Here is a 26,404-nt window from a genome sequence, read left to right as displayed (position 1 = left end):
CATCAGCGGCTGTTCGCGAAAATCGCGTACTGCGCGGCGGCGCGTTGCTGCACGTCCAGCAATTGATCGCCGGTGACGAACCCCGCGAATTGGCGATACGCGACGATGCAGGTGAATCGCTTTATGTCGAAGTCCATGGCCGCGCGTTTGTTCTCGACGCACGCGGAATCCGGCACATTCGGTGGGGCATCGGCGTCGCGCGCTATCGGTGCGGGGGTGCGTCGTTCGGCGACAATCTTTTTCGCCGCAGCGGCGTCCGGCGTGCGGGCCACGATGGTGCCGTCGGACACCGCGAATCGATCCGCGTTCATCGCGCTGAACTGTTGTTTCGCGACACTCAGGTCGTCGGCGTACTGCACGATGCCGCGCAGACTGTAGAGCGCCTGACTGCCGATTGCCGGTCGTTCGGACTTGTTCGGATTCAAGGCGCGGCTCAGCAGATGGTCGGTGTCCCATGGCAAGTCGAACAGTTCTTCGTCGGTGAGCGGCTTCAGCTGGTCCAGCACGGGAAGTTGTGCGGCATAGGACTTTTCGGTGAGTTCAGTCAGCGCGCTGAGGTCCGGCTCGTTGGTGGATACCAGAAAGGCGACGACGTAGGACCCATGTGCGAGGGTAGCGCGCAAAAACGGTGTACCCGGACGCCAATGGGCGTGGGCGGTGGGGTAATTCGGCAGCGGTACCGGCTGGTTCTGCTCCCGGTTGGCGCCTAGATCCGCGTCATAGAACTGTGCGGCGGCCGCCGTGGCCCGCTCCGGATCGGGGAATTGCATCACCATTGTCGAGATCGTCGTCGCGTGCTGGGTCGTCTTGATCGGCCAAGCGGAGGGGACGATCGTCGTCTTCTGGTCGAAACCGGTTGTCTTGAAACCGAACAGCAATTTGTTCCGTTCGGCGATCGGCTTCATGTCGCCTTCGCTACCCAGTTCGCCGGGCAGCCCTCCGCGCGTTATCTCGAACGGCAGTTGGCCGTACTTCAGGTGCGGATCGATCTCGTAGGCGGGTAACACGAAGTCCGACAACCGCATTGCGGCGATGTGCGGCATGGTGACGAAATCGGGTTGATAGTCGTCATCGTGTGCATTGAGCGGCTCGGTGGGGTAGGACCCGGTATCGAGTTTGCGAATATCGACCTCGGCGGGCTGCGAGCTGCCTGCCACGGCGGAGCCGCACGCGGTAAGGCCCGCCGTCAGCAAAGCGGCGAAGGGCAGTACGACCGCGCGCCTCATTTGGTATTCACCAGCACCGTGTACTCGGCCGAGATCCGCTGTTGTGCGTCCAGCAATTGGTGCGACGCGGAGAACGCGGCGTACCGATCGTAGGAGACCGAGCAGTAGAAGCGGATCGCCATGGCCTCTCGTCCGATGTACTCGTGGCAGTCGGCGGCGGGCAGATTCGCCGGCGAATCGGAGCTTTTGAACCGTTTTGTCAGACCGCCCAAATCCTTCTGCAATGCCGAGGCCGCGGCTGCGTCGCGTGCTCGGTAGAGATCTACTCCGTTCGACGCGTACCTGTCGGCGCCTGCCTTTTCGATATCGGCCAGGGCGCCGGGCGGGTCATTGACGAAGTGCAGGGCGGTGCGGGCGTGGTACGCACCGGGCGGGTTGAGCCACGAGTCTTCCTTCGGCCGCGCGATAGTGCGGTTGAGCATGCCGTCGAGGTCGATCTGCAGGCCCATGAGTTTGTCCGGCGGGGTCGGACTGAACTTGGCGATGGACGGAACCACCGCGTCGAGGCTCTTCTGCACCAGCGCGAGCAGGGCGGGTAGGTCGACCTTTTCCAGATAGACCTTCAGGTAGTCATAGATCCAGGTATAGACGACGAATTTGCCGGTGGCATACCAGGATCCGATGGACTGCTGGGTTGGCTGCCAGTGCGCGTGTGCCGCAGGGTATTTCGGGATCGCCACGGTGGTATTACGATCGCTGGCCTCGTGATCGACGCGCTCCAGTGCCGCGGCCGCGGCCGTCGCCTTCTGCTCGTCCGGAAAGATCAGCACCGCGTTCATCAGATCGATGCCCCTGGAATCGGCCTCGGTACGGCCGTAACTCTGGAAGCCCGCGACGAAGTCCGGTGCGGCCTCGGCGAACCGGTCGACCGCCATGGTGTCGCGGAGCGCGAACTTCGGGTCGGTGAATACCGTCGCGACGAACTGATTGCTGTGCGCGAACCGGGGATCGATGTCCAGCGGCACGGGTACGAAATCGCCGAGCCGTTCCGCTTCGATTATCCGGGCTTGTTCGAGGCTTTTCACCGCGCCCAATTGACGCGGTTTCGTGTCGTAGTTGCCGACGTCGAGCTTGCTGAGATCAATAGACGTGGCCTGACTGTCCGTACGCTGCTCATTCGACCCGCAGCCACCGCAGGCTATCGCGAGTATTACCGCCATGACCAGGGCATACGCCGTCCAGCGCGGCATCGAGTTCGCGCGGATCTGCAACATCCCTCCCCTGCCAACTGTGGTTCCCGCGGAATCCTACGTCACCACCTGACGCGATACCCGCCCACAACGTTCAGGGTCCGGCTCACAGGCTGTTCGCCAGCAGCGCGTACTCCGCGGCAACTTTCTGCCGGACATCAGGTTCCTTGTCGCTGGTCACGACACCCACATAACGCTTGTACGAGACGTAGCACCGGAACTTGTATTCGCGATCGGGATTGCCTTTGCTATTGAGCTGCAGGCATTTCGCGCCCGGCACGTCCTTCGGTGCGCCGAGCGTGTCGTAGTGTGCGCCTTCGCTTTCCATCAGACCGTCGGCCAATATCTGGGCGGCGGCGGTGTCCCTGGTGCGCGCGACGTAGCTGTCGTCGGCGACGGCTTGGCGGTCGACGCCCGCCTCGTCGACCAGGCGCAGGTGCGCGGATTCGTCCTCGGCGCGGTGCACCATGTGGTGCGGGCCGAAGATGGCGAAGAGGGCGGCGTCGGGGGTGCGGTTCTTGCGGTCACTCACGGCGACGCGGGCGAGTAGTCCGTCCGGATCGACCTTCAGGTCCTTGATCTTCTCCTGCGGCGTGGCCTGGAACTTGTCCAGCTGGGCGACCTGCGCGCCGAGCGTCTTGTCGACCCAGCCCGTCAGGTCGGCGCTGTCGGCGCGCGGGCGCTGGATGAACAGGGAGATGACGAATTCCTTGTAGGCCATGAAGGTGCCGACGGTGGGAACGCCTGGGCGCCAATGGATGTAGGCGTCGGGGTACTTGGTCGACGGCAGTTTACGATTGTCCGGCGAGATGCTGATGTCGGCGTCTTCCAGCTCGCGGGCGGCGAGTTTGGCGATGGCCGGATCCGGGAAACGGAACAGGGCGGTGGTCACCGCGGTGGCGTCGGGGGCCGGGTTGGTCTGCCCGGCCGGGTCGGGCTGGTCGGCGCCGCTGGCGGCGTAGCCGGTGATCAGCTTGCGGTCGTCGAAGACCGGCTTGGAGGATTTGGCGACGAAATCGAGCGCCTGGTCGGCGTCGGCCACCACGGTGCTGCCCCGGCCGAATTTGAGCGACGGATCGATCTGCACGGTCGGGGCCACCGCGTCGGACATTCGCATGCCCTCTAGTAGCGCGGCCTTGTCGCCGGGGTCCTGGTTGTACTGGTGGCGGTCGACCGCGTAGATGCCGACCTCCAGTTGGCGCACGTCGACCTCGCCCGCGGTAGCGGTGCCCCGCACGCCGCCGCACCCGGTCAGCAGACCAGTCAATGCGATACACGACGCGGCAAGCGCGATTCGCGATGTCCGAACCATGACGGGTCCTCGTTTCTTCACGTGCTGCCACTGAAGTTACCGGACGGACGCCTGGGAGGAGGGTCGATAGTTGTGGGATTGCAATACCCTGGTTCGTGTGACGACGACCCCGGACCGCGTGCTCGGTACAGGCCGATACCTCTGATGGATCGGCAGGTCGAGGTCGTCGTCGGTGGTCACGCGGTGGTCCGCGTCGCCGGGGCGGTCGTGGTCGTCGGGCATCGCGGCCTGGGCAGGTTGACGCAGGATTCGCCCGCCGTGCTCGCCCTGGAATCGTTGGCCGAGTTGGTGCGTGCGGCGACCGAGCACGAGCCCAAGGGCCCGGGCGCGTTGATCGCACGCCAGGCCACCCGGTGGCTGATGAAGGACGCCGAGCAGATCAGTCCGGGCGAGCCGATCGATTTCGGCATCCTGTCCACCGCGGAAAACGGTGGGGTGGCGATATTTCTGCACGGCGCGGTGACCGCGGTGCTGGCCGGCGACGGCACTGTCGAGCGTTATCGGGGCAGTGACGCGGCATTCACAGTGGACCGGGTGGCCGGGGTGCCCGCGCGGGCCGTCGCGTTGTTTGTCGACGACGCGAAGGGCCGCATCCCGGAACTGCCCGCGCAGCGCGGCATCGGCTGGCTGGTCGAGGGCATCGCGCAGGCGGGCGGCGCGATCATCTGGACCGACGAGGTGCGGACCAGGGCGCTGTCGGGAGTGCCGCGCGAAGGAACGCATCGGCGCGACGACGAGGAGCGGCTGCCGACCGCGCGTATCGACCAGGATCCGCCCACCCAGGGGCAGCGAGAAGCGCGGCCGCACACCGGAAGTCGGCCCTCGACCGACGCGCACGGGCCCGGGCAGGACCCGCATCACGCGCATACCGAGGTGCGCGGCACCAGCCCGGCGCCGCCGCCCGATCCGGAGCTGCAGCGGCGCTTGGAGGCGACGGCGAAGGCCACCGCGCTCACCGTCAAGGTGATGGGATTCAAGTGCGCCAGAGCGCATCCCAGCGATCCGCGCGCGGCGTTCTGCACGGTGTGCGGCATGCCGGTAGACCAGACCCAGGCGCTGATCGAGGTGATTCGCCCGCCGCTCGGCATGCTGATCCTCGACGACGGCATGACCTACGTGCTCGCCGCCGACGCCGTGATCGGCCGCGACCCAGAACATTCCGACGCCGCGCAGCGCGGCCTGGTCCCGCTGCGGGTGGACGACTCCTCCGGCGGCATGTCCCGGGCCCACGCCGAGATCCACCTCTTGAATTGGGATGTCACCGTGGTGGATCGCGGGTCGACCAACGGCACCCGCACTCGGCTGCCCGGCTACCGCGACTGGATTCGCCTGGCGCCCAACCAATCCATGGTCCTGGTCCCTGGTGCCGAGGTGATGCTCGGCAACCGCGTGCTGCGCTTCGAACACACCGCGCCGCCACCCTTCGGCTAGCGGCAGTTCACGAATACCGTGACATGCAGGTCTTTTCGCCGTTGATCACGCCCGCCCGGAACGCGTCGACGCGGGCGAAGCCGCTGCGCACGGTGTTGCCCTGTACATCACTGGCGGCCAATCCGTCGGTGAGTAAGCCGGAGACCGCTTCGTCGAGATCGCCTGCGGCAAGGCCGATGTCGCCCTGTGCGACCGGGCGGTTCGGCGCCGCGAGCTTGCCGGTGATGACGCCGGACAGGCAGGCCGCGCGCAGCCCGGTCTTGGCGCCGATCAGGTCTTGGCCGTGATTCTTCTGCACCGCGAGGGTGTAGCGGGAAATGAAGACGATGTAGCCGTTGTAGTCACCGGTTACCTTCAACGGCAGCGGATCGTCGACATCCCAGTTCGAGGTGCCGCGCTGGGCGAGGGAGGGGATGTCGGTGCCGATGGTGTTGGTATCCGGGCAGTAGCTGACCGGTTCGGTGGCGACGCCGTTGGGGCAGTTGATCTTCGCGCCGGAGTAGTTGTAGGTCGGCGAGGGCTTGGTCGGCAGCAGCGCGCCGAGTGCCTTGCTGAGCTCGACCAGAGTGTCCTTGTTGATCTCGTATTCGCCGCGGCCGGTGTCGTCTCGGAAATCCTTCGGAAGAGAGCCGCGCCGCTGATTGATCTCGTCCATGTCGATGCGCTTGCAGCCCTTGGCGCCGTCGGTGAATCCGATCTGCACGGCGGTGACGCGTTCGAAGGCCGAGCCATGCACGCTCTCCGGGTCGCTGGGGTCGGAGTCGCGGATGGCCACGGTGGCGGCGAGCACGGAGTTGAGGCCGTCGGAGGTGTTGATGGTGAAGTGTTTGGACTTGCCCTCGGCGACCGAGCGCATGAACGCGCCCGCGAAGCAGTCGGCCTGCTGTTCCTTCACGATCACCGGATCTTTGGCGCCGACGAGCCTGGCCATGGTCTGCACCGCGTGCCCGTATTCGTGCGCGAGCACCATGACCACCGCCATCTTGCCGAAGGTGTCGATCATCGCGGGCAGCAGCACGGAGCGGTCCCAGCCGATGGAGTTGTCCAACCGGCAGTACGCGGCGTTCACCAGGTGAAAGGTGGTCTCCTTGCAGAATTCGCGGGCATCGCCGCGCGGCGACTTCGCGCTCCAGGACAGCAGCGTGTCGACCGGCTTGAAATCGCCGCTCTGGAATTCCTTGCCGAATTCGGCGTGCCAGTAGCTCTGGATGTCGTCGACCGCGTTGAGGGCCAGGGTGTCTTCGGGGCTGCCGTCGCCATTGGTGGCCTTGAGCGAGCTGTCCGGCACACCTTCTCGCGGGCCGCTCGGACCGCTGGTGGTCGGCAGTCCTGCCACCTTGAACGGGTCGTCGTAAATGGAGACGGCACGGCCGTCCACCAGCCGGGTGCAGCCCGCGACCAGCACCACAACGATCAGCGCGGCGGTAATGATCGCCGTCGCACGGACTTTCGGCAAAGCTCCCCCTAAATCGGCCGGTATCACGTTCTCATCGGTCGCCGGATCGGGGCAAAAGGCGCGTCGGGGGCACCGCCGATGTCCGGGTGATGGAATAGTATCCGCTGCATGTCTTCACCGGGGGCGCAGACCATCACCGTGCGCCATGATGGAAACGAACGAGTCTTCGATTCGAGCCAGCAGGTCACCATGGGCCGTGCCCCGGAGGTGACGCTTTTCGTCGACAGCCCGCTGGTTTCGCGGGTACACGCGACGCTCGCTTGGCAGGGTAGCGCTTGGGTGCTGTCCGATAACGGAAGCACCAACGGCGTGTTCGTCGATGCCCGCAGACTCGCGCAACCGGTGTCTATCGATCGGCCGACGCAGGTGCGGCTCGGTGATGCGATCAGCGGCCCGCTACTCCATCTATTGCCCGCCAATCCGCAACCCCCGCAGCGCCCTTCGGTGCGGCCGCCGCAGTCGGGTCAGCAGCCGATGCCGGGCCAGCCGCAGTCGGGTCAGCGGCCGGCCCAGCAGTTCCAGCGCCCGGCCTATCAGCCGCCGCAGGACGCGCAGCCGCAGGTGAACGTCAATCTGACCACCCGCGCCGACACCTCGAACATGCCGCCGGTGCGGGCAAGGGCCTCGACCGCGGCGATCGCCAGGGCCGACCGCCTGCCCGCGGGTGGCCTGACGATCGGGCGCACCACCGACAACCAGATCGTCGTCAACGATCCGCTGGCCTCGCGCAAGCACGCGCGCCTGCTCGCCGCTTCCGACGGGCTGACCATCGAGGACCTCGGCTCGGCGAACGGCACCTTCGTCAACGGCCACCGCCAGCAGCAGGCGGTGCTGCGCGAGCGCGACATCATCACCATCGGCAACATCGACTTCGTCGTCCAGCAGGGCACTTTGGTGCTGCGGCAGAAGCCGGTGGCCGAGCAGGGGCTCGCGGTGCACGGGGTCGCGTTCACCGTCGAGGGCAACAAGCAGCTGCTGGTCGATGTGAATATGCAGGCCAGCCGGGGCACGCTGACCGCGCTCATCGGTCCGTCCGGCGCGGGCAAGTCGACGCTGTCCAGGTTGATCGCGGGCACCACCCGGCCGTCCGGCGGCGTGGTCACCTTCGAGGGCCGCAATCTGCACGCCGAGTACGAGGCGCTGCGCTCCCGGATCGGCATGGTGCCGCAGGACGATGTGCTGCACCGGCAGCTCACCGTGCGCCAGGCGCTCGGCTACGCGGCCGAGCTGCGGCTGCCGCCGGATAACAGCAGGGCCGACCGGCAACAGGTGATCGACGGTGTGCTGAAAGAGCTTTCGCTGACCGAGCACGCCGACACCAGGGTGGACCGGCTCTCCGGCGGTCAGCGCAAGCGCGCGTCGGTCGCGCTGGAACTGCTCACCGGCCCCTCGCTGCTGATCCTGGACGAGCCGACCTCGGGCCTCGACCCGGCGCTGGACCGGCAGGTGATGGTGATGCTGCGCGAGCTGGCCGACGCGGGCCGCGTGGTGATCGTGGTCACCCACTCCATCGCCCACCTGGACATGTGCGACCAGGTGCTGTTGCTGGCGCCCGGCGGCAAGACCGCGTACTGCGGCAACCCGGCCGGTGTCGGCGCCGCGCTCGGCACCACGGACTGGGCGGAGATCTTCGCCAACGTGGCCGCGAACCCGGATCAGGCGTTCGCCGCCTATCGATCCAGACAAGCGTTCGCGCCGCCGCCGCCGCCACCCCAGCAATACGGGTCCGCGGGCTCACCACCGCAATCCAGTGGCGGCAAACAGTTCTCGACGCTATCGCGCAGACAGATCAGACTGATCCTGGCTGACCGTGGCTATCTATCGTTCCTGGTGATCATGCCGTTCATCCTCGGCGCCCTATCGCTGGTGGTGCCCGGCAAGGACGGTTTCCAGCGGGGCGCGCTGAAGGCGTTGCCGGACGGCACCTTCGTGCCCACTGGCGGCGGCGAGACCCAGCAGTTGCTCGTCGTGCTGATCCTCGGTGCCTGCTTCATGGGATCCACGCTCACCGTGCGTGACCTGGTCGGCGAGCGCACCATCTTCCAGCGCGAACGCGCGGTCGGATTGCTGCCGTCGGCGTATCTGTCGGCGAAGATCGCGGTGTTCAGTTGCACCGCGCTGCTGCAGTCGGCGGTGCTGGTCGGCATCGTGCTCGCGGGCAAGAAACGGCCGGGCGAGGGGGCGGTGCTGTCCTCCGGCAGCGGGGAGCTGTACATCGATATCGCGTTGACCGCGGTGTGCTGTGTCGTTGTCGGCCTGCTGCTTTCGTCGGTGGCCAAGTCGAACGAGCAGGTGATGCCGCTGCTGGTGGTGGCCATCATGGTGCAGCTGGTGATGGCGGGCGGACTGATCCCGGTCACCGGCCGGGTGGTGCTCGAGCAGGTGTCCTGGCTGTTCCCGGCGCGCTGGGGGTACGCGGCCGGTGCCTCGACGGTGAACATTCGTGAGGTGTTCCTCAGCGCGCAGCCGGACACGTTGTGGCAGCACACGCCGGGCATCTGGGCCTTGGACGTCGGCGTGCTGCTGCTGATCACCCTGGCGCTCGCCGTCCTCACCTGGCGGCGGCTGCGACTGAAGGCGTCGGCGGCGTGACGGGCGCGCGATTTTCCGGCCACGACCGGGGGCTCCGGACAACAGCAAGCATCTCGGCCGCACACCAGGCACACTTATGCCTGTGACGGTGCGAGTAGGGGCGGTACATCTCGGCTGGGATGTGGTGTCCGTGGCCGCGGGTGGCGGTGGCACACCGATCCGCCCGGTCCAGGTGGAAGGTATGTGGACACCGCCGGCGTATCTGCTGGCGGATTCGTCGGGTCGGTTGCACACCGCGGGCGTGGACCGGCAGCGGCCGGACCTCGGCATGGCGATCGCCGACGTGCGCGACATCCTCGGGCATCCGCAGATCGTGGTGGCCGGGGCGACCTGGCCCGCGGAGCTGGTGTTCCGGGCCAGGATGTACAACCCGCTGGCCGCGATCGGTAAACATCTGCGCGGCAAGCCGGACCTGGTGGCGCTGCCGTTCCCGGACAGCTGGCCGGACGAGAAGGTCGAGGTGTACGCCGGGCTGGTGGAACAGCTCGACGTGACCGTCGAGCCGCTGCCGGAGAGTGTCGCGTTGTCCGGTTATGTGCGCGCGCTCGGGCTGGTGCATCCGCCGGACCAGGCCAGGCCGCACGGCATCGGCGCGACCGGTGTGTACTCCGACGGCCGGACCGTGCTGGTCGTCGCGGTGCACGGCGACGACGAACAGCCGACCGAATCGGTCGATGTGCCGGTGACCATGGAGTCGATGCGCGATGCCAGGTCCGCGGACAACGTGGTGATCGAGGTGATGGCCGCGGCCCGCTCGATCGGCGCGGACACCTCGACGGTGTTGCTGTCCGGCAACGTCTGCTTCAACGACGCGCTGCGACTGGCCTTCCAGAACCATCTCGGCCACCGATTGCAGGTGGCCGATCATCCGATGCACGCGCTCGTGCTCGGTGCCGCGCACCTGCTGGTGACCGATACCGAAGCGGAAGAACCGGAACCGTCGGGCCGGCATGCCGAGCCCGCGCAGCCACCGGTCGACCCCACCCAGTTCCAGGATCCGGGACCGCAGTACCGCGATCCGGCCGGGCATTACCGGGCGGAATCCGCACCGCAGCAGGCCGCCCCCGGGCAGCGTCAGGCCGGTGCCGCACATCGGCAGGCCGAGTCGGCGCAGCGCCAAGCGGAGTCGTCACAGCGCCGAACGGACGTGCCACAACCCCACATGGATCCGTCTCCGCCGCGAACGGTGCCGCCCGTGCAGTACGGGCCCGGCTATCCGACGCAGGGCGAGGAACCGACGACCAGGATCACCCGCGACGAGGTGCCCCGGCTGCCCCCGAATCTCGCCGAGCTGGGCAGTCGTTTCACCCGCCCGCCGGGGCAGTACCCCGAGGAGCAGCAGCGGCTTCCGCCGCAGGGTGGGCCGCCGTCCGGCCAGACATCCGGTGCGCGGTCGTATCAGGCGCCGCAGTCCGATGCCGCCGAGCAGGGGCGGCACGGGCAATGGCGGGAGCCGGAGTCCGAGGACGACGACGAGGACCGGCCCCGGAAGGGGAAGCTGTGGAACAAGATGAGGGACAACCTGTTCGGGGCGCACACGGTGGTCGGCGCGCTGGCGCTCGCGGTGGTCGCGCTGCCGTCCGGCGGTGATCGCATCGAGCTGACCTCGGCGACGGCGACCTTGGCCGCGGCACCGGCGCCTGCCGCCGCCGAGCCGATCGTGTGCCCGCTGACGCCGTATGTGACCAACGAGGTCAGTCCCGGCGTCTCGGCCGCGCGCGGCCACTCGGGTGGTCAGCGCAATGGCCGGGAGACCGCGGATCAGGACTGCAAGCAGCCGGGCGTGGACACCCTGCGCTTCCTGCTGCCCGGCCCGCGCCGGGCCATCGATCCAGGGCCGCCGATCGAGATCTGACGCGATTTCGATCGCCGGATGCTGGCTGGTATTGTGGCTCGTTGGCGTATGGACGGCCGGGCAACCGGTCGTGCAATCGAACCCCGGGTCTCCACCGGCCGCCGGGAGCTTCGACCACATGCCTGGCCGGCAACACCGACTACAGACAGGGAAGCACTGTGCCTACGTACAGCCCCAAGGCTGGTGACGTCACCCGTCAGTGGTACGTCATCGACGCCACTGACGTAGTGCTCGGCCGTCTCGCCGTCCAAGCAGCGAACCTGCTGCGTGGCAAGACGAAGCCGACCTACGCACCGAACTTCGACGGTGGCGATTTCGTCATCATCATCAACGCCGAGAAGGTTGCCATCAGCGGCAACAAGAAGGCGGACAAGCTGATCCACCACCACAGCGGGCACCCGGGCGGCCTCAAGTCGCGCACTGTCGGTCAGGTGTTGGAGAGCCGTCCGGATCGGCTCGTGGAGAAGGCCGTCAAGGGCATGATCCCGAAGAACAAGCTCGGCAACGCGATCGCGGGCAAGCTGAAGGTCTACGCAGGCCCGAACCACCCGCACGCCGCTCAGCAGCCCATTCCATTCGAGATCAAGCAGGTGGCCCAGTGACCGCTCCTGAGGAATTCAACGAGGAAGCCGTCGTCGAGGAATTCGACGCCGCCGAGGTTGTCGAGGACGGCGAAGGCTACGAAGAGGCCGAGGTCGCAGTCGAGACCTTCGCCCCGATCGTGATCGACCGCCCGGTGCAGACCGTCGGCCGTCGTAAGGAAGCCGTCGTTCGCGTACGCATGGTGCCGGGCTCCGGCAACTTCGTGCTCAACGGCCGCACCATCGAGGACTACTTCCCGAACAAGGTGCACCAGCAGCTGGTCAAGTCGCCGCTGGTGACCGTCGAGCGGGCCGAGAACTTCGACATCGTCGCCCTGCTGCACGGCGGCGGCCCGTCGGGACAGGCGGGCGCCCTGCGTCTGGCCATCGCCCGCGCGCTGATCGAGGTCACCCCGGACGACCGTCCCGCCCTGAAGCGGGCCGGCTTCTTGACGCGTGACCCGCGCGCCGTGGAGCGTAAGAAGTACGGTCTGAAGAAGGCCCGTAAGGCGCCGCAGTACTCGAAGCGCTGATTTTGGCCTCGCCGACCACCGTCATCCGGCACCCTGGAGGTGCCGGGGCCAGCGGAGTCGCCGGGCTCGGAGGCGGCAGCTTTGCGTAACCACGCAGAGCTCGCTGCGTCCGGCACAGCACGGTCGGCGGGCAACCTGTACGAGAGCAGGCTTCCAGCAATGGCTGGTCGCCTGCTCTCGTGCTGTATCAAGCCGCGGCGTTTCGAGGCCCTTCGTGTTGCGTGTATACCCTGGACCGGTTACATCGACGGCCCTCCGGATGTGTACGTATCGTCTTCGGGCGCGCCGCGGATCCACCGATGAGGGGCTGAGGTATGGGACGTTTGTTCGGCACCGACGGAATCCGTGGGCTGGCCAACGAGTCGTTGAGTCCGGAACTGGCGCTGCGCGTTTCGGGTGCGGCCGCCCAGATTTTGAGCAGTGGCAAGAAGCGTCCCCTCGCGGTCGTCGGCCGCGACCCGAGGGCCAGCGGTGAGATGCTGGAGGCCGCGGTCACCGCGGGGCTCACCGCCGCCGGGGTGAACGTGCTGCAGGTCGGCGTGCTGCCGACCCCCGCCGTCGCCTATCTCACCGGGCTCTACGACGCGTGCTTCGGCGTGATGATCTCCGCCTCGCACAATCCCATGCCGGACAACGGCATCAAGATCTTCGCGGCCGGCGGGCACAAGCTCGACGACGCCATCGAGGACCGCATTGAGGCGCTGCTCGCCGAGGACAACGCGCTGCGGCCGACCGGACGCGGCATCGGGCGGGTGGTCAACGCGTCCGGCGCGCGCGACCACGGACAGGTCGTGCCGGACCAGTACAGCGTCGCGGGCACCCATGAGCGGTATGTCGAGCATCTGGTCGAGGCGACCGGACAGGACCTGTCCGGACTGACCGTTGTGGTCGATTGCGCGCATGGCGCGGCGTCCGAAGTGGGGCCCGCCGCCTTCCGCGAGGCGGGCGCGACGGTGATCGCGATCAATGCCGAGCCGGACGGCCTCAATATCAACGATGGTTGCGGCTCAACGCATTTGGACACGGTGCAGCGGGCGGTGCGCGAGCACGGCGCCGATCTGGGGCTGGCCCTCGACGGTGACGCGGACCGGTGCCTCGCGGCCGATGCCGACGGCAATGTCGTCGACGGCGACGCGATTCTGGCGATCCTCGCCCTCGACATGCACGAGGCAGGCGAGCTGGCGAAGAACACCCTGGTCGGTACCGTGATGAGCAATCTGGGCCTGCACATCGCGATGCGCGAAGCCGGGATCACCTTGCTCACCACCGCCGTTGGCGACCGCTATGTGCTGGAGGAACTTCGCCGCGGCGGTTACACGCTGGGCGGTGAACAGTCCGGGCACGTGATCTTCCCCCGGTTCGGCACCACCGGCGACGGTGTGCTCACCGGCCTGAAACTGATGGCCAGGATGGCGCGCACCCGGCGTAGCCTCGCCGATCTGTCGGCCGTATTGCACACGGTGCCACAGGTATTGGTGAACGTGCCGGTCAGCGACAAATCGCTGGTCGCGGCGGCGCCCGAGGTGCGGGACGCCGTGCTGGAAGCCGAACGCATCCTCGGCGACACCGGCCGAGTCCTGCTGCGCCCCAGCGGCACCGAGCAACTGGTGCGCGTCATGGTGGAAGCCACCGATCTCGCGCAGGCCAGGCAGCTGGCCGACGACCTCGCCAAGCGCGTCGCGTCGGTCTGATCCGAAGGACCTTGCCCGTCAGGTGGTTTCGGTGAGTTTGCCGAAGTCCATCTGCCAGCGGCGGGTGGCCTGGATGGTGTCCAGCATCCGGCGGTCGTGGGTGACCAGCAGTAGTGTGCCGGTGAAGGATTCGACGGCCTGCTCGAGTTGTTCGATGGCGGGCAGGTCCAGATGGTTGGTCGGTTCGTCGAGGACGAGCAGGTTCACGCCGCGGGCTTGCAGCAGCGCGAGGGCGGCGCGGGTGCGTTCGCCGGGGGACAGGGTTTCGCAGGCGCGCAACGCGACTGAGCCGCGCAGGCCGAACTTGGCGAGCAGCGTGCGGACCTCGGCGTCCGGCCAGTCCGGCATCTGTGCGCCGAAAGTGTCGGCTAGCGAGGTCGTCCCGCGGAACAGGCCGCGCGCCTGATCGACCTCGCCGATCTCCACGCCCGCGCCGAGCGTGGCGGATCCGCTGTGCGGCTTGATCTTTCCGAGTAGCAGCGCAAGCAGCGTGGATTTGCCGGAGCCGTTCGCGCCGGTGAGCACGATCCGGTCGGCCCAGTCGACCTGGGTGGTGATCGGGCCGAGGGTGAAATCGCCCTGGGTGACCGTCGCGTCGGACAGCGTGGCCACCACCGATCCGCTGCGCGGCGCGGCGCCGATGGTCATCCGCAGCTCCCACTCCTTGCGCGGTTCCTCGACCACGTCGAGGCGTTCGATGCGGCGTTGCGTCTGGCGGGCCTTGGCGGCCTGCTTCTCGGTGGACTCGGCGCGCATCTTGCGGCCCGCCTTGTCCGAGTCGACCTTCTTCGGGTCGCGCGCCTTGCGGCGGGCGTTGCGCACGCCGTGTTCAAGCCAGTTGCGCTGCATCTGCGCCCGCGCCTCCAAGCCCGCCTTGGTGTCGGCGAACTCCTCATAGGCCTCGCGCGCGTGCTGGCGGGCGATCTCGCGTTCCATCAGGTACGCCTCATAGCCGCCGTCGTAGCTGTCGACCTGCTGCTGTGCCAGATCGAGTTCGACGATCCGATTGACGGTCCGCGCCAAGAACTCTCGGTCGTGGCTGATCACCACCAGCGGCACTCGGACGCCGGTGACGAACTGTTCCAAGCGGGCAAGGCCGTCCAGGTCGAGGTCGTTGGTCGGCTCGTCGAGCAGCAGAATGTCGAAGCGGGACAACAACACCGAGGCCAATCCCGCGCGCGCGGCCTGGCCGCCGGACAGGACCGTCATCGGGGTGTCGAGGCCGTTGGGCAGGCTGGCGATCAGGCCGAGATCGGCGGCTACCTCGGCGGCGCGCTGGTCCAGATCCGCGCCGCCGAGCGCGAGCCAGCGCTCCAGTGCGGGCGAATACTCGTCTTCGCCGCCGTCGGCGATATTCTCCGCGGCGGCGTCCATTGTCCGCTGTGCCTCGGCGACGCCGGTTCGGCGACCGAGGAATTCGAGCACCGACTCGCCGGGTACCCGCTCGGGTTCCTGCGCGAGATAGCCGACGGTGGCGTCGGGTGGGCTCAGCGTGATGCTGCCGGTCGGGGTGCGGCGGTCCGCGAGCATGCGCAGCAGAGTCGACTTGCCCGCGCCGTTCGCGCCGACCAAGCCGATCACGTCACCCGGTGCCAGGGTGAGATCGAGATCATCGAACAGGGTGCGTTCGCCGTGTCCCGCGGACAGTCCGCGCGCGTGCAGAGTGGTACTCACGACTGCGCCTCGCTGGCGCTCGGCTCCGTCGTGTGCATAGGCACGCTGTGTCTCTGGTTCACTCGCTGACGCTCCCTCACTGGCCTAAGTCTGCCGTGTTCGCGCGACCCATCCCGCACCGGTCGGCTACTCGGGGTAACACCCTGAACCAGGGTCGTAGGAAATCAGGGTCGGCATAGCTCCATGGACCGATGTGCCACGGCGTCCGGCTCGGCAGAGTGGAGTTCGAAGAGATCATCACCAGAGAGGGAAGACCATGACCGCACCTGCCCGCCGTTTCACCCGCTCCACCCACGACAAGTGGATCGCCGGAGTCTGTGGCGGCATCGCCGAGTACCTCGGCTGGAATGCCAATGTCGTGCGCCTGCTGTTCGTGCTTTCCTGCCTGCTGCCCGGCCCGCAGTTCATCATCTACCTGGTGCTGTGGCTGCTGATGCCGAAGAAGTGAGGCCAGGGGGCTGCGTCGGGCTCCTGTGGATGTCAGGATGGAGCGATAGCGTTGTTGTCGGGTCATTGGATGACAGCACCACGAGTCCCGCTGAGGAGGAGTAATGATCACCTCGGGTGAATTGCCGGGTTTGGAACTACCCGGCATCGACGCGTCCTCGTCACTGGACGGCCTGGGTGCGGTCGAATTGCACCACCCCACCCAGGACATCGACGGTGACGGAACGCTCGACACCATCACCACCAACGGTGGCGACGCGATGCAGGTCTGGACCGATTACGACCACGACGGACTGGCGGACCACGTCACGGTCGTGGAAAACGACGGCGACTACGCGGCGTGGGAATTCCATCGGCATCCCGACGGTACCTCGGAGTGGGTACGCACCGACCACGGGAAGATCGGCACGTAGGTTCGTCGCAGCGGCGGGTCGGCACTACCGCCGCGGATTCGATGGAACCGAACGTCGGCGAGGCGCGTCGAAGGAAGTATGGCGGCACTCGGCGAACACGGAGGGGCGTAGATGACCGGCGATCCGAACAGCATGGTCGGCGTCCAGACGGGGGAGCTGGGTCGGCTCGCCAACGATCTCCGGATATCCGGGCAGGCGGTGGCGCAGTACTCGCGGGAAGTGACCGAGAAGGAGTTCGGTCCCGGCGATGCCGGCGAACACTATGCCGAGCACGGCAAGCGTATCCAGCAGGGCTTCGAGCGGATCACCCACTGGATGGAGAACTGGGCCGAGGCGACGATCACCACGGCGGACGCGCTCGGTGCGTCGGTGGTGCGGTACTCGGACACCGTCAAGGAGACCGCCGGAGACATCGCGAAGGTCGGCCGTGAGATCCAGAGCTGAGCTTCCGGACGCCCGCACCTCGACGGCAAGGGGTTAGCCGTGGTTTTCACCGTTCCCGCACACGCGCGGATCAAGGAGTACCTCGACATCGGGTCTCGAAGTCTCTTGTACTTCGAGTATTTCGAGCCGCGCTACCACCGCGCCTTCACTGCCCCGTCCGCGGGCTTGGCCAGTTACGAGCAGCTGCACAAGCGCTTCTACGAACAGAACGGGCTGAACGAGGACAACCTGTACAACGCCTCGGTCCGGCTGCAGGAGGTGCTGCAGAAAGCCGGAGTGCAAGTGGACAACCAGCGCGTTGCCGCGCAGGCGCTGCCTTCGCTGTGGCAGGGGCAGGCCGCCGAAGCCGCGATCCGCATGCTGAATCAGCAGGTCGGCCAGGCCGACGCGGACTGGAAGACGGCCGGAACGGCATGGCGGGCACTGGCCGGGTCGATCGCCGCGTTGCGGACCGCCGTGAAGATCAAAGCCGATGTGGTGCTGCACATCCTGGAAAACGGCGAAGGGGTGAAGATCGACGGGAAGACCCCGGAGGATGTCGACGACATCATCTCGGGCACGTCGATCGCCTGGAGCAACATCACCGAGAACAGCCTGCTCAGCAAGCTGCGCCGCCTCTTCCCGGAGCTCGATGAGGACGGGCCATCGGGCGATCTCGTGTTGCTGGTTCCCGGCACCGGGTACCAGGACCGGATCAAGCAGCGGTGCCGCGACTGGCTCGACAAGGTTTTTCAACCCGACTACACGGCCAAGGTGCAGAAGTTCAGCACTGCCTGCGACCTGACCGACCAAGCGGTGAAGAACGTCTACGAGCCGCTCATCGGTGCGCTGAATGAGGTTCCCGATACGGCTTATCCGCGTCCGGCGGCGGCGGGGCCGCCGCAGCCGAAGGACGATGGCGCGCCGACCGCTCAGCCCGGAAATCCCGCTGCGCCAGTCGTTCCCGCGAGTACGGCGCCTGCGCCGTCGACGCCGAGCGCGCCGTCGACTCCCGCGTCGCCATCCGCGTCGCCGTCGACTCCCGCGTCGCCATCGGTACCGGCGTCGACCACTGCTCCGGCGAGCACGGGGATACCTTCGGCGCCGAGCACGCCCGCGACACCTACTACGCCGACGGTTCCTAATACGTCGTCGTTGGAGGGGCTCCCGGCGCTCAGTCAGGTGGCGAGTCAGTTGTCGCCGTTGACATCCGGCATCAGTCACCTGGTCGAATCGGGAATCAGCTCGCTGTCCGGGATGGTCAGCGACGGCGTCGACAACGCGGTGAAGATGGTCGAGGGCATCATCGATCCGACGCAGGTCGACAAGGACGGCGACGGAAAGCCGGACGGAAAGCCCGCGGCCGAATTCGACGTTGCCGGTAAGCATCTCAAGTTCGAGATGAGCCCGGACGGTCAGCTGAAACTGATGATGTCCGAAGCCGACGGCAAGGCGCAGGAGTTCAGCGTGCGGCTCGACGAACACGGGATGCCGGTCATCGAGGTGCACGAATCGAAGGACGAACCGGCGCCAGAGGAAAAGCAGCCGCCCGCGTCGGCAGCGGAGAAGCCGTCGCAAGTACCTCCTGGGGAAAAGCCGTCACCCGGTGAAAGCCCGGCGCCGGCGTCGCCGGGAGAAAAGTCGGCGCCTACGGACTCGACTCCGACCGCGCCGGTACCGGAGAAGCCGTCGCACGCCCCTGAGGAGAACTCCGGCCAACCGAACGCCCGGGTCGGCACTCCGCCACCGATGCGGCGCGGAGAAGATGGCGAACACAGGCCCAAACGCATGCCGGGCGAACAGAATCCGGACGCCCCGTTCGACAGCGGCGCGGAATTGGCGGAGGCGGGCCCGATGGGAGACTTGGCCGAAGCGGGTCCGCTGTGAGCCCGACGCAGTGCGTTGGTGAGCCGGTAGCCTAGGTGCGGATGCGGCGGGGAGTGCGCGACGCGCTCACCGAGCGGAGTCGAGCGGCGGCACGGAGCCGCGAGCTGATGTCCACTTGCGGATCGGGGAGAATCGACATCGTGAGTTACGCCGAGGAGATCGAGCGTGTCGCCGAGGAATGCCGTCGCCGCTCGGCCCTACTGCTGGACGAGCTCGAGCAGATCAACCGCAAGACCGCGGACACCAGCCGCGAACTCACCGCTGCTGCCGCCGCCGAAATGCGCGAGTTCTGTTCGGCACACTCGGACGAACTGGACAAAGCGCGCGCCGAAGTCGAAGAACGGGAACGCCTGGAGACAGCGGCCCGCGAACAACGCGAAGCCATTGCCCGCTCGATCGCCGCGCGCAAAGCGGGCCGAGATGTTCTCCCGGTAGACCAGGAGGACGAGGAAGCCGCCTTCTACCAGCGCGAAACCTGGCTGATCTAGCCACTGCCGACACCGGGTCCGGGTCCTGCACTGACCGCAGCATCTCACCTCGGTGACCGAGTACCGCTCTCAACGCGGTATCGCCCCAAATCCGCACCCTCACTCGGGATCCGCACTCATCAAAATAGGGCCCTAGAGGCAGTGCGGATCCCGAGTGAGGGTGCGGATTCTGGTGCATGCGTGGGGAGTTGGGGCCGCACACCGGCTGTGTGACCTGCACACCATGTGTACGGGGGTGCGGGTTGTGGAGTGGGTGTGAGGGGTGTTAGCGGCGGAGGAGGCCAGCGAGTTGGGTGATCTTGAGTTTGGGGGTGGGCTTGTCTTCTTTGGCTTCGGGGTCGACGACGACCGTGTGGGGGATGTCTGCTTCGGGATCGGCGAAGGGCTGATAGGTCTTGTCGCGGGCGACGGTGGCGAGGAGGTAGCCGGCGAGCAGGGCTTGGGTGGTGCGGGCGGTTTTGGATTCGTGTTTGCCTGCGCCGACTGCGGCGAGCATGCGGCGGCCCTCGATGATGCCGTTGTGGGAGGCGCCGTCGATCGCGCGGAAGACGGAGGGGCCGCCCCATGCGGTGGCGAGGGGGATGGCGTTGGAGCTGACCGAGGCGAGATCGGTGGCGCCGGCCAGGATCAGGGCGGGCGTGTCGAGGTCGGGGGCGAGGGTTTCCGCGGACGGTGCGGTGGGGGCCGGGAACAGTGCGGCGACCGCGGCTACCTGGCGTTGGGTCGCGGCGATGACGGCGGCGCCGGCGCCCATGCCGTGGCCGACCAGGGCGAGGCGGTCGGGGTGCACGCTGATGGTGCCGTCGCCGAGTCGCACACCGGTGCAGATGTCCAAGATGGTGAGCAGGTCGGTGGCGAGGGCGAGATGTGACGGGATCGGCCCGCGCTCGGTGTCGGGGGCGGCGGCCACGAAACCCCAGGACGCGAGGTGCTCGAGTAGCTGCCGATAGTTGCCGGCGCCGGTCAGCCAGCCGTGCCCGAACGCGACGGCGGGCAGGTTGAGCCCGGATTCGGGCGTGAATACCACCCCCGGCTGCCCGGCGATGGCCAAATTGCCGCGCAGCACCCGATGGGGGCCGCGGCTGATCAGGGTGCTCAGGAGTGATTTCACAGACGCCGACACGACGAGAACGTTATCCGATAAGTACTCTGGTGAGCCATGTGCGGAATCGTGGGGTACGTCGGATACCGGGACGCGCTCGGCGTTGTCGTTGACGCGTTGCGCCGCATGGAATATCGCGGCTACGACTCCGCGGGTGTGGCGATCGTGGACGGCGCCGGTGCGTTGGCAGTGGAACGCAAGGCGGGCAAGCTGGCGAATCTCGAGGCCGAACTCGCCGAAATCGGGGTGGCGCGGTTCGCGGGCAGCACCGGAATGGGACATACGCGCTGGGCAACGCACGGCGCGCCGACCGACCGCAACGCGCACCCGCATCGGGACGACAGCGGCAAGGTCGCCGTCGTGCACAACGGCATCATCGAAAACTTCGCCCCGCTGCGACGGGAACTGGAGGACGCGGGCGTCGAGCTGCGCAGCGACACCGACACCGAGGTCGCCGTGCACCTGGTGGCCAGGGCCTACGCCGACGGTCCGACGGCGGGCGACTTCGCGGCCAGCGCGCTCGCGGTGGTTCGCCGGCTGGAAGGCGCGTTCACGCTGGTCTTCACCCATGCCGATCACCCGGACCTGATCTTCGCGGCGCGGCGCTCGACGCCGCTGGTCATCGGTGTCGGCAAGGGCGAGATGTTCATCGCCTCGGACGTCACGGCGTTCATCGAGCACACCCGCGAGGCGGTCGAGCTCGGTCAGGACCAAGCCGTGGTGATCACCGCCGACGGCTACACGGTCACCAATTTCGCCGGCGACGACGCGGCCGCGCGTACTCGGCCGTTCACCATCGACTGGGATCTGGCCGCCGCCGAGAAGGGCGGCCACGACTACTTCATGCTCAAGGAGATCGAGGAGCAGCCCGCTGCGGTCGCGGACACGCTGATCGGGCATTTCAGCGTGGACAAGGACGGCGCGGGCCGGATCGTGCTGGACGAACAGCGGCTCGCCGATCAGGAACTGCGCGACTTCGACAAGGTCTTCGTGGTCGCCTGCGGCAGCGCCTACCACTCCGGGCTGCTGGCCAAGTACGCGATCGAGCACTGGACCAGGCTGCCCGTCGAGGTGGAGCTGGCCAGCGAATTCCGTTACCGCGACCCGGTGCTGGATCGTTCCACGCTGGTGGTGGCGATCTCGCAGTCGGGGGAGACGGCCGACACACTCGAAGCGGTGCGCCACGCCAAGGAGCAGAAGGCGCGCGTGCTCGCGATCTGCAATACCAATGGCGCGCAGATCCCCCGCGAGTCCGACGCGGTGCTCTACACCAGGGCGGGGCCGGAGATCGGCGTCGCCTCCACCAAGGCGTTCCTGGCTCAGGTGACCGCGAATTACCTGGTGGGGCTGGCCTTGGCGCAGGCGCGCGGCACCAAGTACCCGGACGAGGTGGCCCGCGAGTTCGCCGAACTCGAGGCGATGCCGAAGCTGGTGGAGCGGGTGCTGGAGACCGCGCCGCAGGTGCGGGCGATCGCGCGCGAGCTGGCACACGTGTCGACGGTGCTGTTCCTCGGCCGTCACGTCGGGTACCCGGTGGCGCTGGAGGGTGCGCTCAAGCTCAAGGAGTTGGCGTACATGCACGCCGAGGGTTTCGCGGCGGGCGAGCTCAAGCACGGCCCGATCGCGCTGATCGAAGAGGGCCTGCCGGTGATCGTGGTGATGCCGTCCCCGAAGGGGCGAGCGGTGCTGCACTCCAAGCTGCTCAGCAACATTCGCGAGATCCAGGCCCGCGGCGCGCGCACCATCGTGATCGCCGAGGAGGGCGACGACACGGTCCGCCCGTTCGCCGACGACCTCATCGAGATCCCGACGGCCCCCACGCTGTACCAGCCGCTGCTGTCGACGGTCCCGCTGCAGATCTTCGCCGCCGAAGTAGCCCAGGCCCGCGGCTACGACGTGGACAAGCCGCGCAACCTGGCCAAGTCCGTCACCGTCGAATAACCTGACGCCCCAACCGTTTCAACCGACGCACCCCGAACCGCTCAGCGATTCGGGGTGCGTTGCGTTCAAGCTGCCGGGCCGGGAACACCCGCGCGTGAGTCAGCGGTGGGAGGCAACGACAAGGGGTTCGGCGGCGGCAGCGTGAGTTCGGCTGGTCGAGCGGCGTTCCAGAGCGCCGGACCAGACGGCCAGAGCCAGGGCGATGACGACCAGGACGACGCCGACCCAATTGGGAGCGGTGTAGCCGAAGCCCGCGGCGATGACCAGGCCGCCGAGCCAGGCGGAGATGGCGTTGCCGAGGTTGAAGGCGCCGATATTGACGGCCGACGCCAAAGTCGGTGCGCCGGAAGCCTGGTCGAGCACGCGCTTCTGCAGGGGTGGGACGGTGGCGAAGCCGAGGGCGCCGATCAGCACGACGGTGATCGCGGCGGCGATCTTGTTGTGTGCGGTGAGGGTGAACAGGGCGAGCACCACGGCCAACCCGCCGAGGGATAGGTAGAGCATCGGCATCAGGTGGCGGTCGGCGAACTTGCCGCCGATCAGGTTGCCGAGGAAGAAGCCGAAGCCGAACAGCACGAGCAGCCAGGTGACCGAGCTGTCCGCGAAACCGGTGACCTCGGTCATCATCGGCGCGAGATAGGTGATCGCGGCGAAGACACCGCCGAAGCCGAGCACCGTCATCGCCATCGCGAGCAGTACCTGCGGGTTGCGGAAGACGGCGAGTTCGGTGCGCAGCCGCGCGTCCTGTGGGGCGGGCTGTTCCGGCACCAGCAGGGCGATACCGGCCAGGCCGATCAAGCCGACCAGCGCGACGATCAGGAAGGTGAGCCGCCAGCCGAATTGCTGGCCGAGCAGGGTGCCGAACGGCACGCCGACCATGGTGGCGACGGTCAGTCCGGTGAACATGATCGCGATCGCCCCGGCGCGCTTGTCCGGGCGGACCACGGCGCCCGCGACGACCGCGCCGATGCCGAAGAACGCGCCGTGTGCCAGTGCGGCCACGATCCGTCCAGTCAGCATCAGGCCGAACGTGGGTGCGACCGCGGACAATACGTTGCCCGCCACCAGGAGCAGCAGCATGCCGAGCAGCATCCGCTTGCGCGAGACCCTGGTGCCGAGCCCGGTCATCAGCGGCGCGCCGACCACGACGCCGAGCGCGTACCCGGTGACCAGCAGCCCCGCGGTGGGGATGGACACCGCGTAGGTGGCGGCGATGTCGGGGAGTAACCCGACGACGACGAATTCGGTGGTGCCGATTCCGAAGGCCCCGAGTGTCAGGGCGAGGAGTGCGAGCGGCATGAGCGGGAGCCTCCACGATAGTTGCGCCTCTTCCTTACAGGCGTCAACAATAATTGCAGACGCGTGATAATTGCAAGCGCGGGCTATTGCGGTTCTCATCTATCCTGGAGGGACAACCTCTACGCGGAAGGAACGCGATGACCGCGGATGCCGCCCTGACCGGCCTGGCCGATGGCTGGTACGCACTGTCGCTGCTGCACGATCGGATCGAGGCACACATCGAACGGGCCCTACAGGGCGGCCACGACCTGAGCGTTCGGGAGTACTCGCTGCTGGTGGTGCTCAGCCGCCAGCACGATGGGCCGGGCGGTCACCTGCGGATGAACCAGGTCGCCGAGGCCGTCGTGTTGAGTCAGAGCGCGACGACGCGCCTGGTCACCCGCCTAGAGGACCGCGGCCTACTCCAGCGCTATCTGTGCCCCGACGACCGTCGCGGCATCTACACCGACGTCACTCCGCCTGGCCTGACCCTGCTCGAGCAGGCCCGGCCCACGCACGACGCCGCGCTCTCCAGCGCGTTGGGTCAAGCCGCCGCCGACCCCGAGCTGGCACCTTTGGTGGCGGCCGTCGAAGCACTCAACACCAGTTCCGCGCGGAGCCCGCGCACCCGCCAATATCGGCCGGTGTAGCAGGCTGGCTACTGAACGGTGACGGTGCCGCGCATTTCCGGGTGCAGCGAGCAGAGGTACCGGTAGGTGCCGGGCACGGTGAAGGTGTAGCTCCAGTCGCCCTTGTCGATGATGGGACTGTTGAGGCCCATCGCCTTGTCGCCGATGCCCTGCACGGTATGCGGGGCCTTGTCGGCGAAGTGCCAGGTGACCGTGTCGCCGGTCTTGACGGTGATGTCGGCGGGGGCGAACTTCATGTTGTTCACCTCGACCGTGCCGGCCGCGGGCTTCGTATCGCCCGCGGGCTGCGATGTGGTGGTGGTCGGATGTGACCGCTTCGTGGTCGTCGCGGCCGCGCCGGAGTCGCTACCGCCGCACCCGGCGACCAGCAACGCCGCTGCCAGCACGAAACCGGTAACAACCTGTGTAGACCTTGCACGGGGCTTGACCATAGGCATGATCGCCAAGCGTAGTCTGCTGTCGTTGCGGGCTTGTGCGGCGCTCTCGGTGCCGCGCGGTGCGTAACAGACGGTACTGAAGTGGAGGATCGCCCATGTCCACGCAGCGGGGTTATTACACCGCCGACGAAGTACGCGAGGCCGAGGCCGAGCTGTTCACCAGGGTCCCGGACGGCGTCCCGATGCAACGTGCGGCGTACGGCCTGGCCACTGTCGTCGCAGGCGAGTTGCGGGCGCGCACCGGCGGTGTTGCCGGACGCTCGGTGACCCTGCTCGTCGGTTCCGGAGACAACGGCGGCGACGCGCTGTGGGCCGGGTCGATGCTGCGCCACCGCGGTGTCGCGGTCACCGCGGTGTTGTTGAATTCGGCCCGTGCCCATGCGAAAGGTCTTGCGGCGCTGCGTAAGGCGGGCGGCCGGGTACGCGACGAGATCGGCGAGCCGGATCTGGTGATCGACGGCATAGTCGGCATCTCCGGCCGCGGCGCGCTGCGCCCGGCCGCTGCAGAACTCGTTGCGGCGCTGCGTGTCCCGATCGTCGCCGCAGATTTGCCGAGTGGCGTGGATCCAAATACCGGCGCGATCACCGGCCCCGCCGTCCGGGCCGACGTCACCGTCGCCTTCGGTGTGTACAAGCCGGTGCATGTGCTGGCCGCACCGAACTGCGGGCGAATCGAGCTGGTGCCCATCGGGTTACGACTACCCGAGCCGAATCTGGCGGCGCTGGAACCCGCTTCGATCGGCGCGGGCTGGCCGGTGCCGGATGCGGCCGACGACAAGTACTCCCAGGGCGTCACCGGCGTCTGCGCGGGCAGTGCCGAGTATCCGGGTGCGGGGGTGTTGTGCACCGGTGCCGCCGTCGCGGCGACCTCCGGCCTGGTCCGCTATGCCGGAACCGGCGCCGCCGATATCCTCGCCCATTTCCCGGAAGTCATTGCCACCGAGCATGTCTCGGAGGTCGGCCGAGTGCAGGCCTGGGTGTTCGGACCCGGTGCCGGCACCGACGCCGACGCGCACAAGCGGCTCGTCGAGATCCTCGCTACCGACCTGCCCGTGGTGGTGGACGCCGACGGCCTCACCATGCTCGCCGCCGAACCCGACCTGGTTCGCGGCCGCTCGGCGCCGACCGTATTGACCCCGCACGCAGGCGAATTCGCGCGACTCACCGGAGCGGAGGTCGGTGACGATCGGGTGACCGCGGTGCGCGAGCTCGCCGAAGACTGGCAGCTCACCGTCCTGTTGAAGGGTCGCGCCACTCTGGTCGCCACCCCGGGCGCTCCGGTTCTCGTCAACGAGGCCGGCGCGTCCTGGGCTGCCACCGCGGGCGCGGGTGATGTCCTCTCCGGCATCATCGGCGCTCTGCTCGCCGCAGGTCACAGCCCGAGCCGGGCCGCCGCGGCTGCCGCACGGGTGCACGCGCTCGCCGCGAACCTCGCCGCGCACGAAGGCCACCCCGACGCGGCGCCTATCTCGGCAACCCCGCTGCTCGACCACATCCGCCCGGCCCTCCGCACCCTCCGCGCCCTGGCCCATTCGGACGGCTGACTCGAGGTTCGTTACGCGTACAGGTCGGCCCCTCCCGACATAGGCGAACAACCCCCGCAGCCCGTCGGAGTTCAGTGATAGGACCGCCCGCCCCGCTGTGCCGCAGAACACGGCCTGGGCAACTCGCCGCAACCAGATATCCCCGCCCCAATAGACTTCAGCAAGAACAATCGTGACGACTGACTTCGACAGCACATGGGTAACTCGGCGGGTATGGGCTGACCGCAGCCTGCCGCGTCACCGCCAGCCGCCG

At 67.6% G+C, this 26,404-nt stretch carries 22 protein-coding genes; 14 read left to right on the top strand and 8 right to left on the bottom strand.

Annotated features, from left to right (window positions below; genetic code table 11):
* Positions 1 to 2 precede the first annotated feature (2 nt).
* From ACIBCN_RS32725 to ACIBCN_RS32715, 3 genes are all read right to left on the bottom strand, one after another.
* Positions 3 to 1,226, bottom strand: coding sequence for a hypothetical protein (locus ACIBCN_RS32725; protein WP_396995575.1), 1,224 nt, complete (start codon positions 1,224 to 1,226; stop codon positions 3 to 5).
* Complete coding sequence (locus ACIBCN_RS32720; RefSeq protein WP_396995574.1) at positions 1,223 to 2,440, bottom strand: hypothetical protein; 1,218 nt, start codon at positions 2,438 to 2,440, stop codon at positions 1,223 to 1,225. The genes ACIBCN_RS32725 and ACIBCN_RS32720 overlap by 4 nt, the downstream gene beginning before the upstream one ends.
* A gap of 82 nt (positions 2,441 to 2,522) precedes the next feature.
* Positions 2,523 to 3,728 (bottom strand): hypothetical protein, encoded by a 1,206-nt coding sequence (locus tag ACIBCN_RS32715; protein ID WP_396995573.1) that lies wholly within the window; start codon positions 3,726 to 3,728, stop codon positions 2,523 to 2,525.
* Positions 3,729 to 3,872: 144 nt separating this feature from the next.
* Between ACIBCN_RS32715 and ACIBCN_RS32710 the strand changes: the two genes are divergently transcribed.
* Positions 3,873 to 5,159: an FHA domain-containing protein gene (locus tag ACIBCN_RS32710; protein ID WP_396995572.1), complete on the top strand. Its 1,287-nt coding sequence runs from the start codon at positions 3,873 to 3,875 to the stop codon at positions 5,157 to 5,159.
* 7 nt (positions 5,160 to 5,166) lie between these two features.
* Here the strand turns inward: ACIBCN_RS32710 and ACIBCN_RS32705 are convergent, their stop codons facing one another.
* On the bottom strand, positions 5,167 to 6,615 hold the full coding sequence (locus tag ACIBCN_RS32705; protein WP_396995571.1) for a metallopeptidase: 1,449 nt from the start codon (positions 6,613 to 6,615) through the stop codon (positions 5,167 to 5,169).
* Positions 6,616 to 6,723: 108 nt separating this feature from the next.
* On the opposite strand from ACIBCN_RS32705, the gene ACIBCN_RS32700 reads away from it, so the two are divergent.
* The 5 genes from ACIBCN_RS32700 to glmM all read left to right on the top strand — a co-directional run bounded on the left by ACIBCN_RS32700 (position 6,724) and on the right by glmM (position 13,867).
* Entirely contained in the window at positions 6,724 to 9,207 is a 2,484-nt protein-coding gene (locus ACIBCN_RS32700; RefSeq protein ID WP_396995570.1) for an FHA domain-containing protein, read from the top strand.
* Positions 9,208 to 9,283: 76 nt separating this feature from the next.
* Entirely contained in the window at positions 9,284 to 11,062 is a 1,779-nt protein-coding gene (locus ACIBCN_RS32695; RefSeq protein ID WP_396995569.1) for a hypothetical protein, read from the top strand.
* Between the two features lie 158 nt (positions 11,063 to 11,220).
* Positions 11,221 to 11,664, top strand: a complete 444-nt coding sequence (gene rplM / locus ACIBCN_RS32690; protein ID WP_135234871.1) for a 50S ribosomal protein L13 — start codon at positions 11,221 to 11,223, stop codon at positions 11,662 to 11,664.
* Positions 11,661 to 12,176 carry a 30S ribosomal protein S9 gene (rpsI, locus tag ACIBCN_RS32685; RefSeq protein ID WP_396965410.1) on the top strand — a complete coding sequence of 172 codons (516 nt, stop codon included), beginning with the start codon at positions 11,661 to 11,663 and terminating at the stop codon, positions 12,174 to 12,176. Before rplM ends, rpsI begins: the two co-directional genes overlap by 4 nt.
* A gap of 314 nt (positions 12,177 to 12,490) precedes the next feature.
* Positions 12,491 to 13,867 carry a phosphoglucosamine mutase gene (gene glmM, locus ACIBCN_RS32680; protein WP_396995568.1) on the top strand — a complete coding sequence of 459 codons (1,377 nt, stop codon included), beginning with the start codon at positions 12,491 to 12,493 and terminating at the stop codon, positions 13,865 to 13,867.
* A gap of 18 nt (positions 13,868 to 13,885) precedes the next feature.
* Here glmM and ACIBCN_RS32675 read toward each other — a convergent pair whose 3' ends face one another.
* On the bottom strand, positions 13,886 to 15,541 hold the full coding sequence (locus ACIBCN_RS32675) for an ABC-F family ATP-binding cassette domain-containing protein (RefSeq protein ID WP_396995567.1): 1,656 nt from the start codon (positions 15,539 to 15,541) through the stop codon (positions 13,886 to 13,888).
* 256 nt (positions 15,542 to 15,797) lie between these two features.
* Here ACIBCN_RS32675 and ACIBCN_RS32670 point away from each other — a divergent pair, with 256 nt between their 5' ends.
* From ACIBCN_RS32670 to ACIBCN_RS32650, 5 genes are all read left to right on the top strand, one after another.
* Complete coding sequence (locus ACIBCN_RS32670; protein ID WP_396995566.1) at positions 15,798 to 15,989, top strand: PspC domain-containing protein; 192 nt, start codon at positions 15,798 to 15,800, stop codon at positions 15,987 to 15,989.
* A gap of 103 nt (positions 15,990 to 16,092) precedes the next feature.
* Positions 16,093 to 16,401, top strand: a complete 309-nt coding sequence (locus ACIBCN_RS32665) for a DUF6802 family protein (protein WP_396995565.1) — start codon at positions 16,093 to 16,095, stop codon at positions 16,399 to 16,401.
* A gap of 111 nt (positions 16,402 to 16,512) precedes the next feature.
* Complete coding sequence (locus tag ACIBCN_RS32660) at positions 16,513 to 16,845, top strand: hypothetical protein (protein ID WP_396995564.1); 333 nt, start codon at positions 16,513 to 16,515, stop codon at positions 16,843 to 16,845.
* A 39-nt stretch (positions 16,846 to 16,884) separates the two neighbouring features.
* Complete coding sequence (locus ACIBCN_RS32655) at positions 16,885 to 18,711, top strand: hypothetical protein (RefSeq protein ID WP_396995563.1); 1,827 nt, start codon at positions 16,885 to 16,887, stop codon at positions 18,709 to 18,711.
* Between the two features lie 140 nt (positions 18,712 to 18,851).
* Entirely contained in the window at positions 18,852 to 19,199 is a 348-nt protein-coding gene (locus tag ACIBCN_RS32650) for a hypothetical protein (protein WP_396995562.1), read from the top strand.
* A 265-nt stretch (positions 19,200 to 19,464) separates the two neighbouring features.
* On the opposite strand, the gene ACIBCN_RS32645 is transcribed toward ACIBCN_RS32650, so the two are convergent.
* Positions 19,465 to 20,322: a dienelactone hydrolase family protein gene (locus tag ACIBCN_RS32645; RefSeq protein ID WP_396995561.1), complete on the bottom strand. Its 858-nt coding sequence runs from the start codon at positions 20,320 to 20,322 to the stop codon at positions 19,465 to 19,467.
* Positions 20,323 to 20,358: 36 nt separating this feature from the next.
* Between ACIBCN_RS32645 and glmS the strand changes: the two genes are divergently transcribed.
* Entirely contained in the window at positions 20,359 to 22,242 is a 1,884-nt protein-coding gene (gene glmS, locus ACIBCN_RS32640; RefSeq protein WP_396995560.1) for a glutamine--fructose-6-phosphate transaminase (isomerizing), read from the top strand.
* 99 nt (positions 22,243 to 22,341) lie between these two features.
* Here the strand turns inward: glmS and ACIBCN_RS32635 are convergent, their stop codons facing one another.
* Positions 22,342 to 23,541: an MFS transporter gene (locus ACIBCN_RS32635; protein WP_396995559.1), complete on the bottom strand. Its 1,200-nt coding sequence runs from the start codon at positions 23,539 to 23,541 to the stop codon at positions 22,342 to 22,344.
* Between the two features lie 137 nt (positions 23,542 to 23,678).
* On the opposite strand from ACIBCN_RS32635, the gene ACIBCN_RS32630 reads away from it, so the two are divergent.
* Positions 23,679 to 24,170 (top strand): MarR family winged helix-turn-helix transcriptional regulator, encoded by a 492-nt coding sequence (locus ACIBCN_RS32630; protein WP_396995558.1) that lies wholly within the window; start codon positions 23,679 to 23,681, stop codon positions 24,168 to 24,170.
* Positions 24,171 to 24,178: 8 nt separating this feature from the next.
* Here ACIBCN_RS32630 and ACIBCN_RS32625 read toward each other — a convergent pair whose 3' ends face one another.
* Positions 24,179 to 24,607: a plastocyanin/azurin family copper-binding protein gene (locus ACIBCN_RS32625; protein ID WP_396995557.1), complete on the bottom strand. Its 429-nt coding sequence runs from the start codon at positions 24,605 to 24,607 to the stop codon at positions 24,179 to 24,181.
* Between the two features lie 95 nt (positions 24,608 to 24,702).
* Here ACIBCN_RS32625 and ACIBCN_RS32620 point away from each other — a divergent pair, with 95 nt between their 5' ends.
* On the top strand, positions 24,703 to 26,151 hold the full coding sequence (locus ACIBCN_RS32620) for an NAD(P)H-hydrate dehydratase (RefSeq protein WP_396995556.1): 1,449 nt from the start codon (positions 24,703 to 24,705) through the stop codon (positions 26,149 to 26,151).
* Positions 26,152 to 26,404 lie beyond the last annotated feature (253 nt).

It is taken from the genome of Nocardia sp. NPDC051052, from assembly GCF_044456045.1.
Lineage (GTDB): Bacteria > Actinomycetota > Actinomycetes > Mycobacteriales > Mycobacteriaceae > Nocardia.
This window is presented reverse-complemented; position numbering and strand designations above follow the sequence as displayed.

Excerpts from the sequence above, each read along its gene's own strand:
- ACIBCN_RS32725 (WP_396995575.1), bottom strand. The coding sequence starts at position 1,226 with ATGAGGCGCGCGGTCGTACTGCCCTTCGCCGCTTTGCTGACGGCGGGC.
- ACIBCN_RS32720 (WP_396995574.1), bottom strand. The coding sequence starts at position 2,440 with ATGTTGCAGATCCGCGCGAACTCGATGCCGCGCTGGACGGCGTATGCC.
- ACIBCN_RS32715 (WP_396995573.1), bottom strand. The coding sequence starts at position 3,728 with ATGGTTCGGACATCGCGAATCGCGCTTGCCGCGTCGTGTATCGCATTG.
- ACIBCN_RS32710 (WP_396995572.1), top strand. The coding sequence starts at position 3,873 with ATGGATCGGCAGGTCGAGGTCGTCGTCGGTGGTCACGCGGTGGTCCGC.
- ACIBCN_RS32700 (WP_396995570.1), top strand. The coding sequence starts at position 6,724 with ATGTCTTCACCGGGGGCGCAGACCATCACCGTGCGCCATGATGGAAAC.
- ACIBCN_RS32695 (WP_396995569.1), top strand. The coding sequence starts at position 9,284 with ATGCCTGTGACGGTGCGAGTAGGGGCGGTACATCTCGGCTGGGATGTG.
- glmM (WP_396995568.1), top strand. The coding sequence starts at position 12,491 with ATGGGACGTTTGTTCGGCACCGACGGAATCCGTGGGCTGGCCAACGAG.
- ACIBCN_RS32670 (WP_396995566.1), top strand. The coding sequence starts at position 15,798 with ATGACCGCACCTGCCCGCCGTTTCACCCGCTCCACCCACGACAAGTGG.
- ACIBCN_RS32665 (WP_396995565.1), top strand. The coding sequence starts at position 16,093 with ATGATCACCTCGGGTGAATTGCCGGGTTTGGAACTACCCGGCATCGAC.
- ACIBCN_RS32660 (WP_396995564.1), top strand. The coding sequence starts at position 16,513 with ATGACCGGCGATCCGAACAGCATGGTCGGCGTCCAGACGGGGGAGCTG.
- glmS (WP_396995560.1), top strand. The coding sequence starts at position 20,359 with ATGTGCGGAATCGTGGGGTACGTCGGATACCGGGACGCGCTCGGCGTT.
- ACIBCN_RS32635 (WP_396995559.1), bottom strand. The coding sequence starts at position 23,541 with ATGCCGCTCGCACTCCTCGCCCTGACACTCGGGGCCTTCGGAATCGGC.
- ACIBCN_RS32630 (WP_396995558.1), top strand. The coding sequence starts at position 23,679 with ATGACCGCGGATGCCGCCCTGACCGGCCTGGCCGATGGCTGGTACGCA.
- ACIBCN_RS32625 (WP_396995557.1), bottom strand. The coding sequence starts at position 24,607 with ATGCCTATGGTCAAGCCCCGTGCAAGGTCTACACAGGTTGTTACCGGT.
- ACIBCN_RS32620 (WP_396995556.1), top strand. The coding sequence starts at position 24,703 with ATGTCCACGCAGCGGGGTTATTACACCGCCGACGAAGTACGCGAGGCC.